The following is a 14,329-nucleotide window of genomic DNA, read 5'->3' on the forward strand; positions in this document are numbered from 1 at the left end:
TTTCGCTGCGGGGAGTACCCCATCGGCGCGCGCCAGACGCGCAGCGCTTGATCGGCCGGCACAACCCGAGCGCCTCCGTGCACAGGGCAGTGGGTGCTTCCCGCAGCGAAATCAAGGAGGAGGCCGAAGGCCGGGGGACATTCGCGGAGGGAAGTACCCGCTGTCCTGTGCACGCGCCCCCGCCCTCAAGCAGGAACACCACCAATGAACAAGAGCACAAGCCTGCACAAAGCAATGCACCACCGCCTCACCTGGCCCCTGGTGACCCTGTTCCTCCTGCTGGCCGTCAACACAGCCTTCAACCCCAGCTTCCTCCACCTCGAATGGCGAGAGGGCCATCTCTACGGCAGCCTCATCGACATCCTCAACCGCGCCGCCCCCCTGGTGCTGGTGTCGCTGGGCATGACCCTGGTCATCGCCACCCGCGGCATCGACATCTCGGTCGGCGCCGTCGTGGCCATTGCCGCGGCGCTCGCGGCCTGGATGATCGGCGGCTCGGTGGCCAGCGACGTGAGCCGTTTTCCCATGAGCCTGGCCATCCTGGCCGCCATCGGCATCGCGCTGCTGTGCGGCCTGTGGAACGGCCTGCTGGTCGCCAAGGTCGGCATGCAGCCGATCATCGCCACGCTGATCCTCATGGTGGCCGGGCGCGGCATCGCGCAGCTCATCGCCGACGGCCAGATCATCACCATCTACTACAAGCCCTTCTTCTTCCTCGGCAGCGGCTATCTGCTGGGTCTGCCGTTCTCGCTGTTCATCGTGGCCACCGTGTTCGTGCTGCTGTATCTCGCCATCACGCGCACCGCGCTGGGCCTGTTCATCCAGGCCGTAGGCATCAATCCGACGGCGGCGCGCGTGGCGGGCGTGCAGGCGCGGCGGCTGATCGTCGGGGCCTATGCCTTCTGCGGTGCCTGCGCGGGCGTGGCGGGCCTCTTGATCAGCTCCAACGTCAAGAGCGCGGACGGCAACAACGCCGGCCAGCTGATCGAGCTCGACGCGATCCTCGCCGTGACCCTCGGCGGCACCGCGCTGACCGGCGGGCGCTTCAGCCTCGTGGGCAGCGTGATCGGCGCGCTGATCATCCAGACTTTGACCTATGCGATCTACTCGCTCGGCGTGCCGCCCGAAATCAACCTCGTGGTGAAGGCCGGCGTGGTGTTCGCGGTGATGCTGCTGCAGTCGCCCGAGTTCAGGGCGGAGATACGGACGCTGGTGCAGCGGCCGGCGCATGACGGAGCCAAGGCATGAGCGCGGTGATCGAAACCGCACCCTCACCCCGGCCCTCTCCCGCAAGCGGCAGAGGGAGCAGGAGGCTCAATCCCAAGTACCTGCCGCTGGCCGCGACCATCTCGCTGTTCGTGCTCGTCGCCACGCTGGGCTCGGTGTTCTACGACGGCTTCTTCTCGGCCCAGGTCTTCCTCAACCTGCTGATCGACAACGCCTTCCTGATCGTCGTCGCCGTCGGCATGACCTTCGTGATCCTCTCGGGCGGCATCGATCTTTCGGTGGGCTCGGTGATCGCGCTCACCACCATGGTATCGGCCGCGCTGGTCGAGAAGCACGGCTGGAGCCCGGCGGTCGTGATCCCGCTCGTGCTCGCCATGGGCACCGCCTTCGGCGCCTTCATGGGCCTCCTGATCGAACGCTACCGGCTGCAGCCCTTCATCGTCACGCTGGCCGGCATGTTCCTCGCGCGCGGCCTGTGCTACCTGATCAGCATCGACTCGATCAGCATCACCAACGAGTTCTACACCGAGGTCTCGCAGATCCGCATTCCGATCTGGGGCGAGGCCTCGATCTCGCTGAGCGCGGCGATCGCCATCGGCGTGCTGCTGGCCGCGGTCTTCATCGCCCACTGCACGCCCTTCGGCCGCGCCGTCTATGCCATCGGCGGCAGCGAGCATTCGGCCATGCTGATGGGCTTGCCGGTGCGCCGCACGCTGATCGGCGTCTACACCCTCTCGGGCTTCTGCTCGGCGCTGGCCGGCGTCATCTTCACCTTCTACATGCTCTCGGGCTACGGCCTGCATGCCGTGGGCCTCGAGCTCGACGCCATCGCTGCGGTGGTCATCGGCGGCACCCTGCTCACCGGCGGCGTGGGCTATGTCGCCGGCACGCTTTTCGGCGTGCTGATGCTCGGGATCATCCAGACCCTGATCTCCTTCGACGGCACGCTGAGCTCGTGGTGGACGCGCATCGTCGTCGGCGCGCTGCTGTTCGTGTTCTGCCTGCTGCAACGCTTCTTCACCTCGCGCGCCCCGCGCCGCTGATCGACCTCTCCATGACCCCCAAGAAATTGCGCTCCGCCGAATGGTTCGGCACGGCCGACAAGAACGGCTTCATGTACCGCAGCTGGATGAAGAACCAGGGCATCCCCGACCACGAGTTCGACGGCCGGCCGATCGTCGGCATCTGCAACACCTGGTCGGAGCTCACGCCCTGCAACGCCCACTTCCGCAAGATCGCCGAGCACGTCAAGCGCGGCATCTCGGAGGCCGGCGGCTTCCCGGTCGAGTTCCCGGTGTTCTCCAACGGCGAATCGAACCTGCGGCCGACCGCCATGCTCACGCGCAACCTCGCGAGCATGGACGTCGAGGAGGCCATCCGCGGCAACCCGGTCGACGCCGTGGTGCTGCTGACCGGCTGCGACAAGACCACGCCCGCGCTGCTGATGGGCGCCGCGAGCTGCGACATCCCGGCCATCGTGGTCACGGGCGGGCCGATGCTCAACGGCAAGCTCGATGGCCGCAACATCGGCTCGGGCACGGCCGTGTGGCAGCTGCACGAATCGCTCAAGGCCGGCGAGATCGACCTGCACCAGTTCCTCTCGGCCGAAGGCGGCATGTCGCGCTCGGCCGGCACCTGCAACACCATGGGCACGGCCTCCACCATGGCCTGCATGGCAGAAGCGCTCGGCACCTCGCTGCCGCACAACGCGGCCATTCCCGCGGTCGACGCGCGGCGCTACGTGCTGGCGCAGATGTCGGGCATGCGCGCGGTCGAGATGGCGAAGGAGGGCCTGACGCTCTCGAAGGTGCTCACGCGCGAGGCCTTCGAGAACGCCATCCGCGTCAATGCGGCCATCGGCGGATCGACCAATGCCGTGATCCACCTGAAAGCGATCGCGGGGCGCATCGGCGTCGAACTCGAGCTCGAGGACTGGACCCGCATCGGCAGCCACACGCCGACCATCGTCGACCTGATGCCCTCGGGCCGCTTCCTGATGGAGGAGTTCTATTACGCGGGCGGCCTGCCCGCGGTGCTGCGCCGGCTCGGCGAGAACGGCCTGCTGCCGCACCCGGGCGCGCTCACCGTCAACGGCCGCTCGCTGTGGGACAACGTGCGCGACGCGCCCAGCCTCGACGACGAAGTGATCCGCCCGCTCGACAAGCCGCTGATCGCCGACGGCGGCATCCGCATCCTGCGCGGCAACCTCTCGCCGCGCGGCGCCGTGCTCAAGCCCTCGGCGGCCACGCCGGAGCTGCTCAAGCACCGCGGCCGCGCGGTGGTGTTCGAGAACCTCGAGCACTACAAGGAGCGCATCGTCGACGAATCGCTCGAGGTCGACGCCAGCTCCATCCTCGTGCTGAAGAACTGCGGCCCCAAGGGCTATCCCGGCATGGCCGAGGTCGGCAACATGGGCCTGCCGCCCAAGCTGCTGCGCCAGGGCATCAAGGACATGGTGCGCATCTCCGACGCACGCATGAGCGGCACCGCCTACGGCACCGTGGTGCTGCACGTCGCGCCCGAGGCGGCCGACGGCGGACCGCTGGCGGCGGTGCGCGACGGCGACTGGATCGAGCTCGACTGCGATGCCGGCCGGCTGCACCTGGACATCGGCGACGAGGAACTGGCCGCGCGGCTGGCCGCGCTCGGGCCTTCCGACGCGCAGCCCATGAGCACGCGCGGCGGCGGCTACCAGAAGCTCTACGTGAACCACGTGCTGCAGGCCGACGAGGGCTGCGACTTCGATTTCCTGGTCGGCTGCCGCGGCGCGGCCGTGCCGCGTCATTCCCATTGAAAGCCCGAGCCATTCCATGACCCCCCGATACCGCGGCATCTTCCCGGTGGTGCCCACCACCTTCGACGAGCAGGGCGCGCTCGACCTCGAGAGCCAGAAGCGCTGCGTCGACTTCATGATCGACGCCGGCTCCGACGGCCTGTGCATCCTGGCCAACTTCTCCGAGCAGTTCGTGCTGTCGGACGATGAGCGCGAACTGCTCACGCGCACCGTGCTCGAGCACGTGAAGGGCCGCGTGCCGGTGATCGTGACCACCACCCACTACAGCACCCGGGTGTGCGCCGAACGCAGCCGCCGCGCGCAGGACATGGGCGCCTCGATGCTGATGGTGATGCCGCCGTATCACGGCGCCACCTTCCGCGTGCCCGAGGAACAGATCTTCGCGTTCTACGCGCGACTGTCGGACGCCGTGGGCATTCCGATCATGGTGCAGGACGCGCCGGCCAGCGGCACCGTGCTGTCGGCACCGTTCCTCGCGCGCATGGCGCGCGAGATCGAGCACCTGGCCTATTTCAAGATCGAGACCGCGGGCGCGGCCGCCAAGCTGCGCGAGCTGATCCGCCTGGGCGGCGACGCCGTCGAGGGCCCGTGGGACGGCGAGGAGGCGATCACGCTGATGCCCGACCTCGATGCCGGCGCCACCGGCTCGATGACCGGCGGCGGCTATCCCGACGGCCTGCGCCCGATCCTGGTGGCGCACCGCGAGGGCCGGCGCGAGGAGGCCTTCGCGCGCTACCAGCAGTGGCTGCCGCTGATCAACTACGAGAACCGCCAGGCCGGCCTGCTGGCCTGCAAGGCGCTGATGAAGGAGGGTGGCGTCATCGCCTGCGAGGCGCCGCGGCATCCGCTGCCGGCGCTGCATCCCGACACGCGCGCGGGATTGATCGAGACCGCGCGGCGGCTCGATCCGCTGGTGCTGCGCTGGGGGCGCTGAGGGGCCGCCGCCTCAGCGGTAGTAGACCTCGACCGCGCCCTTGAGCTTGAGCAGCAGCGGATGGCCCTTGCGGTCCACCGTCTTGCCGGCCGGCACCTTGATCCAGCCTTCGCTGATGCAGTACTCCTCGACGTCGAGGCGTTCCTTGCCGTTGAAGCGGATGCCGATCTCGTGCTCGAAGGCCGTGGGCAGGTGGAAGGGGCTGCGAGCGTCGGTCGAGAGGCGGTCGGGCAGGGGCGGGCGTTCGGTGGCGTCGGTCATGGGGAGGATTGTCGGTCGAAGGGGCCGGCCGCGGCAGTGGGCGCGCGGCGGCGTGCAATGATAGTGGCCGACCGACCCCCGCCCCCATGAGACCCGACCTGGATTCCCTTGCGCTGTTCCTGCGCGCCGTCGAATGCGGCAGCCTCTCGAAGGCCGCCGCCGAGAGCCACATGGTGCTGTCGGCCGCGAGCCGGCGCATCGCGATGCTCGAGAGCCAGTTCGGCGTGACCCTGTTCCAGCGCAGCTCGCGCGGCGTGACCGTGACCGGCGCCGGCGAGTCGCTCGCGGTGCATGCGCGGCTGATCCTGCGCGACGTCGACCGCATGCGCGCCGACCTCTCCGACTACGCGCAGGGCGCCACCGGCCGCGTGCGGCTGCAGGCCAATGCCTCGGCCATGGGGCAGTTCCTGCCCGACGACGTGGCGAGCTTCCGGCGCGCCTATCCCGAGATCCGCGTCGACGTGGAGGAGCACCGCAGCGTGTGGATCGTGCAGGCCATCCGCGAGCGCCAGGCCGACGTTGGCGTGATCACCGGCGAGACCTCGGACGCCAGCCTCAACTTCATCCCCTACCGCATGGACCGGCTGGTGGCCGTGGTGCACCGGCGGCATCCGCACCGCGGTCGCGAGGTCTCGTTCGAGCAACTGCTCGACTTCGACTTCGTCGGCCTCGAGAGCGACTCCGCGATCGCGCGCACCATCGAGGACGCGGCCGCGCTGGCGCGCAAGGTGCTGCGGCTGCGCGTGCAGGTCAAGAGCTTCGAGGCCGTGTGCCGGATGATCGAGGCCGGCATGGGCGTGGGCATCCTGCCCGAGGGCGCGGCCGCCACCTACCGCAAGGAGATGGGGCTGCGCTTCCTGAATCTCACCGACGCCTGGGCCTCGCGCCGCATGTACATCTGCACGCGGCAGGAGACGCTGGGCTTTCCGCAGCGCCGGCTGGTGGACCACCTGCTGGCGCGCAGCGTCGCGCCCGTCACTTCATCAGGTCGCTGAGGTTCACCGGCTTGATCTTGCCGCCTTCCACCGTGGCCACCAGCGGGTCGACGATGGTGCCGCCCACGCTGTCCACGCCCTTGAAGCTGCCGGCATTGATCTTCTCGGGCAGCGCCTTGAGCGCATCGCCGAGCTTGGCGCGGATCGCCGTCGCGTCGCTGGTGGTGCCCGCGAGCTTCATCGCGGCGGCGAGCGCGTGCACCAGCGTGTAGTTGTAGGAAGACTCGGTGGTCGCGTCCTTGTCGGCGCCGTAGGCCTTGCGGTAGGCCTCGGCGAAGCTCTTCGGGCCCACGCGCTCGTCGTAGGACACCGGCAGCACGCCGATCGAGCCCTCGAGCGCGCCGAGGCCGCCCGTGACCTTGGCCATCTCGTCGAACTTGGCCTGGTCCATCACCAGGAAGCCGCCCTTGAAGCCGAGCTCGCGCGCCTGCTTGGCCACCAGCGCGGTGGGCTCCGAGGGACCGCCGACGAACAGCACATCGGGCTTCTCGGCCAGCACGCGGCTCACGCCGCTGTAGAAGTCGGCCGAGCGGTTGTACGACATGGGGTTGTTCGAGGCGATGGTGCCGCCAGCCTTCTCCCAGGCCGGGCCGAACAGCTGGCTCCAGTTCTTCGCGTACTCGTGGTCGCCCGGCAGCATGCCGACGCGCTTGCCGAACTTGTTCATCTCGTAGCGCGTGAAGGGCTCGATGTAGGAGTTGAAGGTCGGCGGGATGCGGATGGTCAGCTTGTTGCCGGTCTCGGTGATCTTCGGCGTGCTCGAGTACGCCATCACGATGAACTTCTCCTGCTCGTTGAAGGCCTGCATCGCGTAGATGCCGCCCGAGTGCGGCACGAACACCGCCGGCGACTGGTGCTGCTGCACCAGCCGGCGCGCGTTGATGGCGGCATCGGCCGGCGAGTACTTGTCGTCGAGCGCGACCAGCTCGAACTTGTACTTCTTGCCGCCGACCTCGAGGCCCGCGGCATTCACTTCCTTGATCGCCATCTCCATGCCGTTGACCACGTTCTTGCCGTAGAGCGCGGCGCCGCCGCTCAGCGGGCCGGTGAAGCCGATCTTCACCGTGTCCTGCGCGAAGGCGGTGCCGGCACCGAAGGCGGCGGCCAGCGCGGCGGCCACGGGCAGCGCGGCAAGGCGGCGGCGGGTGCGAAGGGGCGTGGTGGATGTCATGGCGTTGTCTCCTGTAGTTGGGGGGCGAGGAAAAAAGCGTGGGGCCGGCGCGCGGCTCAGGCGCCGATGTAGGCGGCGCGCACCGCCTCGTTGTGCAGCAGCGACTCGCGGTCGCCCTCGAGCGCGATGCGGCCGCGCTCGATGACGTAGGCGCGGTGCGCGATGGCCAGCGCCGAGTAGGCGTTCTGCTCGGCCAGCAGCACCGTGGTGCCCTGCTGGTTGATGCGCTGGATCACCTCGAACACCTGCTTCACGATCAGCGGCGCCAGGCCCAGCGAGGGCTCGTCGAGCAGCAGCACCCTGGGCCGCCCGAGCATCGCGCGGCCGATCGCCACCATCTGCTGCTGGCCGCCCGAGAGCGAGCCCGCGGGATCGTTCTGCTTGGCCGCGAGGATCGGGAACAGCGAGAACACCTCGTCGAGCGAGCGCTGGATGCCGGCCTTGTCGCCGCGGTGCACGTAGGCGCCCAGCGTGAGGTTCTTGCGCACCGTCATCATCGGGAACAGCTTGCGGCCCTCGGGGCAGTGCACCAGGCCCGAGGCCACGATCTGCGCCGGGCGCTGGCCCGTGATGTCGCCGTCGCCCAGGCGGATGCGGCCCGCGCTCGGGCGGCGGATGCCGCTGGCGGCCATGAAGATCGAGGTCTTGCCCGCGCCGTTGGCGCCCAGCAGCACCACCAGCTCGCCCGGGTCGGCATGCAGGCTCACGCCGCTGAGCGCGCGAAAGCTGCCGTAGTGGAGGTCGACGCCCTCAAACCGCAGCATGGTCGGTCCCCAGGTAGGCCTCGATCACCTGCGGATCGCGGCGGATCTCGGCGGGCGTTCCCTCGGCGATCTTGGCGCCGTTGTTGAGCACGACGATCTTGTCGGCCAGCTGCATGATCATGTCCATCTTGTGCTCGATCAGGCACACGGTCTTGCCGTGCGCCACCAGCTTGCGGATCAGCGCCGCCAGGCCCACGGTCTCCTCGGGGTTCACGCCGCCCGCGGGTTCGTCGAGCAAAAGCAGCTGCGGGTCGGTCGCCAGCGCGAGCGCGAAGGCCACGCGCTTGCGCTCCTCCTGCGTGATGTCGGCCGCGATGCGGTTGGCGATGTGCGAGAGGCCCACGAAGTCCAGCGCCTCCTGCGCCTTGTCGCGGCACAGCTTCTCTTCCTCGCGCAGGCGGCGGCTGCCGATCAGCACGTCCCACAGGCCCGAGTGGGTGCGCAGCCGGTGGCCCACGATCAGGTTGTCGAGCACGGTGGCGTTGTCGAACAGGTGCGTGGTCTGGAAAGTGCGCGCGATGCCCAGCCGCGCCACGTGGTCGGGGCGCATGCCGGTGACGTCGCGGCCCTCGAAGGCGATGCGGCCCGCGCTCGGCTTGTGCGTGCCCGCCACCAGGTTGAAGAAGGTGGTCTTGCCGGCGCCGTTGGGGCCGATGATGGCGCTGATCTGGCCGCGCTCGAAGCGCGTGCTCACGCTGTCGACCGCGGTCAGGCCGAAGAACTGCTTGGTGAGGCCCTCGATCTCAAGCATGGCGCTGCACCTCCTGCACGGTGGCGGCGGAGGCCGCGGCTCGCCGCGCATCCGCGCGGCGCGCGCGGCGCTTGAGCCAGGTGCCGACGATGCCGTCGGGCAGGAAGATGATCAGCGCGATCAGCACCGGGCCGAACACCACCATGCGGTAGTCCTGCAGGAACTGCAGGCTCTGCGTGAGGCCGGTGACGAGGAAGGTGCCGACCAGCGGGCCGAGCAGGGTGCCGATGCCGCCCACCAGCACGAACATCACGAGGTCGAAGGTCACGGCCTCGCTCGCGAGGTCGGGGCCGAGGAAGCGCACCTGGCCCGCGTAGAGCGCGCCCGCGAAGCCGGCGTAGATCACCGACAGCACGAACGACAGCGTCTTGGTGCGCATCAGGTCGGTCCCCAGCGCCTCGGCCAGCTCGTCGCTGTTGCGCACCGCCATGAAGCTGCGGCCCAAGAGCGAGCGCACGATGCGCGCCATGACCCAGATGCCCAGCGCGAGGAAGGCCAGCACCAGGTAGTACTGCGAGAGCGGCGTGCCGAACTGCAGCGGCCCCAAGCCCGTGGGAGAGGGGATGCCCATGATGCCCACCGGACCGTGCGTGAGGCTCTCCCACTTCTCGATCAAGAGGAACATGATGTAGCTCACGCACAGCGTGAAGATCGAGAAGTAGTGGCCCTTCAGCCGCAGCGACAGGATGCCGATGAAGAAGCCCAGCACGCCCGTGACCACGCCCGCGAGCGCGAACGCGATCCAGAACGGCACCTGGTGGTCGACCGTGAGGATGCCCACCGTGTAGGCGCCCACGGCCATGAAGGCGCCGTGCGCGAGGTTGAACTGGCCCGTGTAGCCGGTGATCAGGTTCAGGCCCAGCGCGGCGATGGCCATGATGAAGGCCTGCGTCGCCACCGAGATCAGGTAGTTGTTGGGCGCGAACAGCGGAAAGGCCAGCGCGATCAGCGCGAGCACGGCCCAGCCGGCCTTGCCTTGCAGCAGCGATCCCATCAGCGCGCTCCCTTCGGCGTGAACAGGCCCTGCGGGCGCAGCGACAGGATCACCACCAGCAGCACGAAGGCGATGATGTCCTTGTAGTCGGTCGAGAAGTAGAAGCCGCCGAAGCTCTCGGCCATACCGATGATCAGGCCCCCGACGATGGCGCCCGGAAAGCTGCCCATGCCGCCGAGGATGATGATCACGAAGGCCTTGGTGATCACCAGGTTGCCCATGCTCGGGTAGACCAGGTTGATCGGCGCATAGAGCACCGCGGCCACCGCCGCCAGCGCGCCCGAGATCGCGAACACCAGGAGCGTGACGCGCGTGGCGTCGATCCCCACCAGCGCCGCGCCGTCGCGGTTCTGCGCCATCGCGATGATGGTCGAGCCCAGCACCGTGTGGTTGAGGAACAGGTGCAGCAGCACCATCAGCCCGAAGGCGCCCGCGATGATCAAGAGGCGCTGCAGCGGCGCCGTGAGCCCGAACACCTCGACGATCTGGCCGTAGGGCGTGGGCATGCGGTGGAAGTCGGCGCCGAAGATGGCCTGCGCGCCGGCCTCGATGAACAGCAGGATGCCGATGGCGGCGATCATGTCGTGCAGCTCGGGCGCGTTGCGCAGCGGATGGAACACCAGCCGCTCGGCCAGCATCGCGATCACCGCGACCACCACCGCCGCGCCCGCCATCGCGATCCAGTAGTTGAGGCCCAGCCGCGCCATCAGGTAGTAGCCCGCGAAGGCCCCGGCCATGTAGAAGGCGCCGTGCGCGAAGTTCGGCACGTGCAGGATGCCGTAGACCAGCGTGAGGCCCAGGGCCACCAGGCTGTAGACACCGCCCACGGTCAGGCCGTTGAGCAGTTGCTGAAAGAACAGTTCCACGTCGATCCTCGCAGTTGCCGTCAAGGCATTCACCCGCGCACCGGCTCTGAAGGTCGGTATCGCCGGGGTCCAGCGAGGATTGTGGAAGCGCGGTGTGGCCGCGTCGACTGAGGTTTGCCCGAACTTGCCTTGTCGCTTCAGCGACTTCGAAAAACGGGTATGGGTTTGCGCGGGGCCCGGCGGTCATGCGGGCGTCGCGCGGATCTGCGCAGGAAACGCCCGCGCGGGGGCGTTTCCCGGGCGGGTGCTCAGCGCTTGAGCGCCTCGACCAGGTCCAGCACCATGCGGTCGCCGCCGAAGGTGTCGACGCCGCGCGTGAGCAGCGCGTCGACCGCCTGGGCGATGCCGTGCGCGGACGCGGACTGCTCGGCCATGTCGTTGTAGTAGCCCAGGTCCTTCTTGGCGTTGGCCATCGAGAACTTGAGCGAATCGGTGCTGCCGGTCAGGAGCTTGGGCTTGACGCGCTCGAGCGCGACGCCGTTGCCGCCGCCCTTGGCCAGCACGTCGACGAACACCTCGGGCTTGACGCCCGCGCGCTCGGCGCAGGCCGCGGCCTCGCACAGCAGCGCCACGGTGCCCAGCGAGACGAAGTTGTGCAGCAGCTTCATCGCATGGCCGGCGCCGATGCCGCCCACGTGCGTGACGTTCTCGGCGAAGGCGCGCAGCAGCGGCAGGCAGGAGGCCAGCACCTCGGCGTCGCCGCCCACCAGCAGGTTGAGCCGGCCTTCGGCCGCTTCCTTCGCGGTGCGGGTCATCGGGGCGTCGAGGAAATGGCCACCCTTGGTCTCGACGGCGCGCGCCACGCGCGAGGTGGATTCGGGCACGGCGGTCGAGCAGTCGACCACCACGGTGCCGGGGCGCAGGGCCGACAGCGCGCCCTTCTCGCCGAGCATCACGGCCTCGACCTGCGGCGTGCCGGTCACGCAGAGGATCAGCACGTCGACCTCGGCCGCGAGCTTCGCCACGTCGGGCGTGGAGGTCGCGCCGGCCGCGAGCAGGGCGTCGATCGGCTGGTTGCCCGGGTGCTCGAGCACCGTGAGCGCATGGCCGTGGCCCACGATGTTCTGCGCGATGCCGCTGCCCATCAGGCCCACGCCCACGAGGCCCACGCGGCGCTTGGGAGCGGCCGCCTTCTCTTGTTCGTTCAATGCCATGGTTTGGTTCCGCCTTGCTTATCCGTGCTTGATCGCGATGGTCTTGAGGGTGGTGAAGCCGAGCAGGGCCTCGAAGCCCTTCTCGCGGCCGAAGCCCGAGGACTTCACGCCGCCGAAGGGCAGTTCCACGCCGCCGGCCGCGCCGTAATTGTTGATGAAGACCTGGCCGCAGTGCATCTTGTGCGCCATGCGCAGCTGGCGCGCGCCGTCGCGCGTCCAGATGCCGGCCACCAGGCCGAAGTCGGTGCCGTTGGCCAGGCGCACGGCCTCGGCCTCGTCGGCGAAGGGCGTGAGCGCCAGCACCGGGCCGAAGATCTCGCGCTGCGCGATGTCGCTGTCGCCGGGCACGTCGCGGAACAGCACGGCCTCCTGGTAGAAGCCCTGGGCCGATGCATTGGGCGCCACGCTGCCGCGCGCGGCCACCTTCAGGCCCTGGGCCTCGGCGGTGGCGACCATGTCGCGCACCTGGCGGAACTGCTTCTCGTTGATCAGCGGGCCCATGTCGAGGTCGTCGGCCGGCGGGCCGGCGCGCACGGCCGAGAAGCGCTTCGCGAGCCGCTGCACCACCTCCTCGTAGATCGACTGCTCGACCAGCACCCGGCTGCCCGCCGAGCAGGTCTGGCCGGCGTTCTGGATGATGGCGTTGACCAGCACCGGCTCGGCCGCGTCGAGGTCGGCGTCGGCGAACACGATCTGCGGCGACTTGCCGCCCAGCTCCAGGGTCACGGGGCAGTGGCGCTCGGCGGCCGCCAGGCCCACGCTGCGGCCGGTGACGGTGGAGCCGGTGAAGGAGATGTGGTCGATGCCCGGGTGCGCGCACAGCGCCGCGCCGGCTTCCTTGCCGTAGCCCGTGACCACGTTGAGCGTGCCGGCCGGAAAGCCGACCTCGGCCGCCAGCTCGGCCAGGCGCAGCAGCGAGAGGCTCGCGTCCTCGGCCGGCTTGACCACGCAGGCGTTGCCCGCGGCCAGCGCGGCGCCCACGCTGCGGCCCGCGATCTGCATCGGGTAGTTCCAGGGAATGATGTGGCCGGTCACGCCGTGCGGTACGCGCACGGTGAGCACGGTGTAGCCGCGCTCGTAGGGCAGGGTGTCGCCGTGCAGCTTGTCGCAGGCGCCGGCGTAGTACTCCATGTAGCGCGCGAGCGCGGTGGCGTCGTTGCGTGCCACGCGCAGCGCCTTGCCGGTGTCGCGCGCCTCGAGCTGGGCCAGTTCCTCGTGGTGGGCGATGACGGCCGCGCCGAGCTTGGCCATCAGCCGGCCGCGCTCGAGCGCGCTCAGAGCGCCCCAGGGGCCGTCGAAGTTCTCGCCGACCGCGCGGCGCGCGGCCTTCACGGCGGCATCGATGTCGCCCGCGGTGCCGCGCGCGAGCTGGCCGAAGCGCTCGCCGTCGCTGGGGTCGATCACGTCGATGGTGGCGTTGCCTTCCGAGGGCACGCGCCGGCCGTCGATGAAGTGGGTGGGGTTCATGGGGGTGTCTCCTTGCGGGCGGCGCCGGCGGGGCGCCGCGAAAAATCGGGGGCGGTGCGCGAGAGGCTCGCGCGCCGCCCAGTGTCGGACAAGCGCTTCAGCCGAGTTCGGGCCAGGGCTTCTGCGGCTCGCGGATCTGCTCGAAGGCGCGGCTGAACTGCAGCACGCCGAGGTCGTCGAAGCGCCGGCCGATGATCTGCAGCCCGATCGGCAGGCCCTCGGCGGAGTAGCCGCTGTTGATCGAGGCCGCCGGCTGTTCCGACATGTTGTAGGGCACGGTGAAGCCGATGTGCTCGAGCGAGCGCAGCGGGTCGTTGGTGGGCGAGGCATGCTCCGCGGGCGCGGGCATGTTGGGCGACACCGGCGAGATCACGAAGTCGAAGCCGACCGTGGCCGCCACCGCCGCGGCGCGCGTGGCGATGAACTGGCTGTAGGCCTCGTAGATGTGCTCGCCCGAGAACTCGGCCGCGCTCTCGGCCCAGGTCAGGATGTAGGGCAGCATCTTCGCGCGCTGCTCGGCGCTCATCGTGCGCAGGTCGCTCAGCGAGCGCATGCGCCAGAAGTGGTCCATGCCCTGCAGCATCTTGGGCGTCATGAAGGGCTGCATCGGCTCGACGTGCGCGCCGGCGTCCTCGATGCGTCTGGCGGCGCGGCGCACCGCCTCGGCGATCTGCGGATCGAGCGGCAGGCCGCAGCCCGCCTCCATCAGCAGGCCCACGCGCTTGCCCTTGATGAAATCGGGCTCGACCGCGAAGGCGGCCCAGTCGATCGCGCCGGGCGGCAGCTCGGAGTAGTCGCGCGCATCGGGCTGGGCCATCGAGGCCATCATCAGCGCCGAGTCCTCCACGGTGCGCGTCATCGGGCCCGCGCAGCGGCCCATGTAGGGCGTGCTCAGCGGGATGCGGCCGAAGCTGGGCTTGAGCGAGTAGATGCCGCACCAGCTCGCGGGCA

At 69.5% G+C, this 14,329-nt stretch carries 14 protein-coding genes; 5 read left to right on the top strand and 9 right to left on the bottom strand.

The annotated features are described in order from the left end of the window. The first annotated feature begins 204 nt into the window (after positions 1 to 204). From AC27VN_RS15770 to AC27VN_RS15785, 4 genes are read left to right on the top strand one after another with little or no spacing between them, the layout of a single operon-like run. A complete protein-coding gene (locus tag AC27VN_RS15770; RefSeq protein WP_490877130.1) occupies positions 205 to 1,248 on the top strand; it encodes an ABC transporter permease in 1,044 nt (347 codons plus the stop codon). After that, on the top strand, positions 1,245 to 2,270 hold the full coding sequence (yjfF, locus tag AC27VN_RS15775) for a galactofuranose ABC transporter, permease protein YjfF (RefSeq protein ID WP_490877131.1): 1,026 nt from the start codon (positions 1,245 to 1,247) through the stop codon (positions 2,268 to 2,270). Before AC27VN_RS15770 ends, yjfF begins: the two co-directional genes overlap by 4 nt. An 11-nt stretch (positions 2,271 to 2,281) precedes the next feature. Continuing rightward, positions 2,282 to 4,021: an IlvD/Edd family dehydratase gene (locus AC27VN_RS15780; RefSeq protein ID WP_490877132.1), complete on the top strand. Its 1,740-nt coding sequence runs from the start codon at positions 2,282 to 2,284 to the stop codon at positions 4,019 to 4,021. Positions 4,022 to 4,037: 16 nt separating this feature from the next. After that, the gene (locus AC27VN_RS15785) at positions 4,038 to 4,955 is read left to right on the top strand and encodes a dihydrodipicolinate synthase family protein (RefSeq protein WP_490877133.1); all 918 of its coding nucleotides are present in this window, start codon (positions 4,038 to 4,040) and stop codon (positions 4,953 to 4,955) included. A gap of 12 nt (positions 4,956 to 4,967) precedes the next feature. Here the strand turns inward: AC27VN_RS15785 and AC27VN_RS15790 are convergent, their stop codons facing one another. Beyond that, positions 4,968 to 5,216, bottom strand: coding sequence for a DUF3297 family protein (locus AC27VN_RS15790; protein ID WP_093353653.1), 249 nt, complete (start codon positions 5,214 to 5,216; stop codon positions 4,968 to 4,970). Positions 5,217 to 5,302: 86 nt separating this feature from the next. On the opposite strand from AC27VN_RS15790, the gene AC27VN_RS15795 reads away from it, so the two are divergent. After that, positions 5,303 to 6,211 carry a LysR family transcriptional regulator gene (locus tag AC27VN_RS15795; protein ID WP_057594602.1) on the top strand — a complete coding sequence of 303 codons (909 nt, stop codon included), beginning with the start codon at positions 5,303 to 5,305 and terminating at the stop codon, positions 6,209 to 6,211. On the opposite strand, the gene AC27VN_RS15800 is transcribed toward AC27VN_RS15795, so the two are convergent. From AC27VN_RS15800 to AC27VN_RS15835, 8 genes are all read right to left on the bottom strand, one after another. Further along, positions 6,192 to 7,382: an ABC transporter substrate-binding protein gene (locus AC27VN_RS15800; RefSeq protein ID WP_490877134.1), complete on the bottom strand. Its 1,191-nt coding sequence runs from the start codon at positions 7,380 to 7,382 to the stop codon at positions 6,192 to 6,194. The genes AC27VN_RS15795 and AC27VN_RS15800 overlap by 20 nt on opposite strands. A 56-nt stretch (positions 7,383 to 7,438) precedes the next feature. Further along, a complete protein-coding gene (locus tag AC27VN_RS15805; RefSeq protein ID WP_057594604.1) occupies positions 7,439 to 8,146 on the bottom strand; it encodes an ABC transporter ATP-binding protein in 708 nt (235 codons plus the stop codon). After that, on the bottom strand, positions 8,133 to 8,897 hold the full coding sequence (locus tag AC27VN_RS15810; protein ID WP_093353660.1) for an ABC transporter ATP-binding protein: 765 nt from the start codon (positions 8,895 to 8,897) through the stop codon (positions 8,133 to 8,135). The genes AC27VN_RS15805 and AC27VN_RS15810 overlap by 14 nt, the downstream gene beginning before the upstream one ends. After that, positions 8,890 to 9,891, bottom strand: a complete 1,002-nt coding sequence (locus AC27VN_RS15815) for a branched-chain amino acid ABC transporter permease (protein WP_490877135.1) — start codon at positions 9,889 to 9,891, stop codon at positions 8,890 to 8,892. Before AC27VN_RS15815 ends, AC27VN_RS15810 begins: the two co-directional genes overlap by 8 nt. Beyond that, positions 9,891 to 10,757 carry a branched-chain amino acid ABC transporter permease gene (locus AC27VN_RS15820; RefSeq protein ID WP_093353666.1) on the bottom strand — a complete coding sequence of 289 codons (867 nt, stop codon included), beginning with the start codon at positions 10,755 to 10,757 and terminating at the stop codon, positions 9,891 to 9,893. The genes AC27VN_RS15815 and AC27VN_RS15820 overlap by 1 nt, the downstream gene beginning before the upstream one ends. A gap of 248 nt (positions 10,758 to 11,005) precedes the next feature. Further along, complete coding sequence (locus AC27VN_RS15825; RefSeq protein WP_490877136.1) at positions 11,006 to 11,911, bottom strand: NAD(P)-dependent oxidoreductase; 906 nt, start codon at positions 11,909 to 11,911, stop codon at positions 11,006 to 11,008. An 18-nt stretch (positions 11,912 to 11,929) separates the two neighbouring features. Beyond that, positions 11,930 to 13,378 (bottom strand): aldehyde dehydrogenase family protein, encoded by a 1,449-nt coding sequence (locus tag AC27VN_RS15830; protein ID WP_490877137.1) that lies wholly within the window; start codon positions 13,376 to 13,378, stop codon positions 11,930 to 11,932. 97 nt (positions 13,379 to 13,475) lie between these two features. Further along, the coding region (locus AC27VN_RS15835; protein ID WP_490877138.1) for an amidase family protein at positions 13,476 to 14,329 on the bottom strand (854 nt) is incomplete at its 5' end.

It is taken from the genome of Variovorax sp. 20P10.2.4 (assembly GCF_058244205.1).

Coding starts and splice junctions, on each gene's coding strand:
- AC27VN_RS15770 (WP_490877130.1), top strand. CDS start 205: ATGAACAAGAGCACAAGCCTGCACAAAGCAATGCACCACCGCCTCACC.
- AC27VN_RS15800 (WP_490877134.1), bottom strand. CDS start 7,382: ATGACATCCACCACGCCCCTTCGCACCCGCCGCCGCCTTGCCGCGCTG.
- AC27VN_RS15805 (WP_057594604.1), bottom strand. CDS start 8,146: ATGCTGCGGTTTGAGGGCGTCGACCTCCACTACGGCAGCTTTCGCGCG.
- AC27VN_RS15780 (WP_490877132.1), top strand. CDS start 2,282: ATGACCCCCAAGAAATTGCGCTCCGCCGAATGGTTCGGCACGGCCGAC.
- AC27VN_RS15785 (WP_490877133.1), top strand. CDS start 4,038: ATGACCCCCCGATACCGCGGCATCTTCCCGGTGGTGCCCACCACCTTC.
- AC27VN_RS15810 (WP_093353660.1), bottom strand. CDS start 8,897: ATGCTTGAGATCGAGGGCCTCACCAAGCAGTTCTTCGGCCTGACCGCG.
- yjfF (WP_490877131.1), top strand. CDS start 1,245: ATGAGCGCGGTGATCGAAACCGCACCCTCACCCCGGCCCTCTCCCGCA.
- AC27VN_RS15795 (WP_057594602.1), top strand. CDS start 5,303: ATGAGACCCGACCTGGATTCCCTTGCGCTGTTCCTGCGCGCCGTCGAA.
- AC27VN_RS15790 (WP_093353653.1), bottom strand. CDS start 5,216: ATGACCGACGCCACCGAACGCCCGCCCCTGCCCGACCGCCTCTCGACC.
- AC27VN_RS15825 (WP_490877136.1), bottom strand. CDS start 11,911: ATGGCATTGAACGAACAAGAGAAGGCGGCCGCTCCCAAGCGCCGCGTG.
- AC27VN_RS15830 (WP_490877137.1), bottom strand. CDS start 13,378: ATGAACCCCACCCACTTCATCGACGGCCGGCGCGTGCCCTCGGAAGGC.
- AC27VN_RS15815 (WP_490877135.1), bottom strand. CDS start 9,891: ATGGGATCGCTGCTGCAAGGCAAGGCCGGCTGGGCCGTGCTCGCGCTG.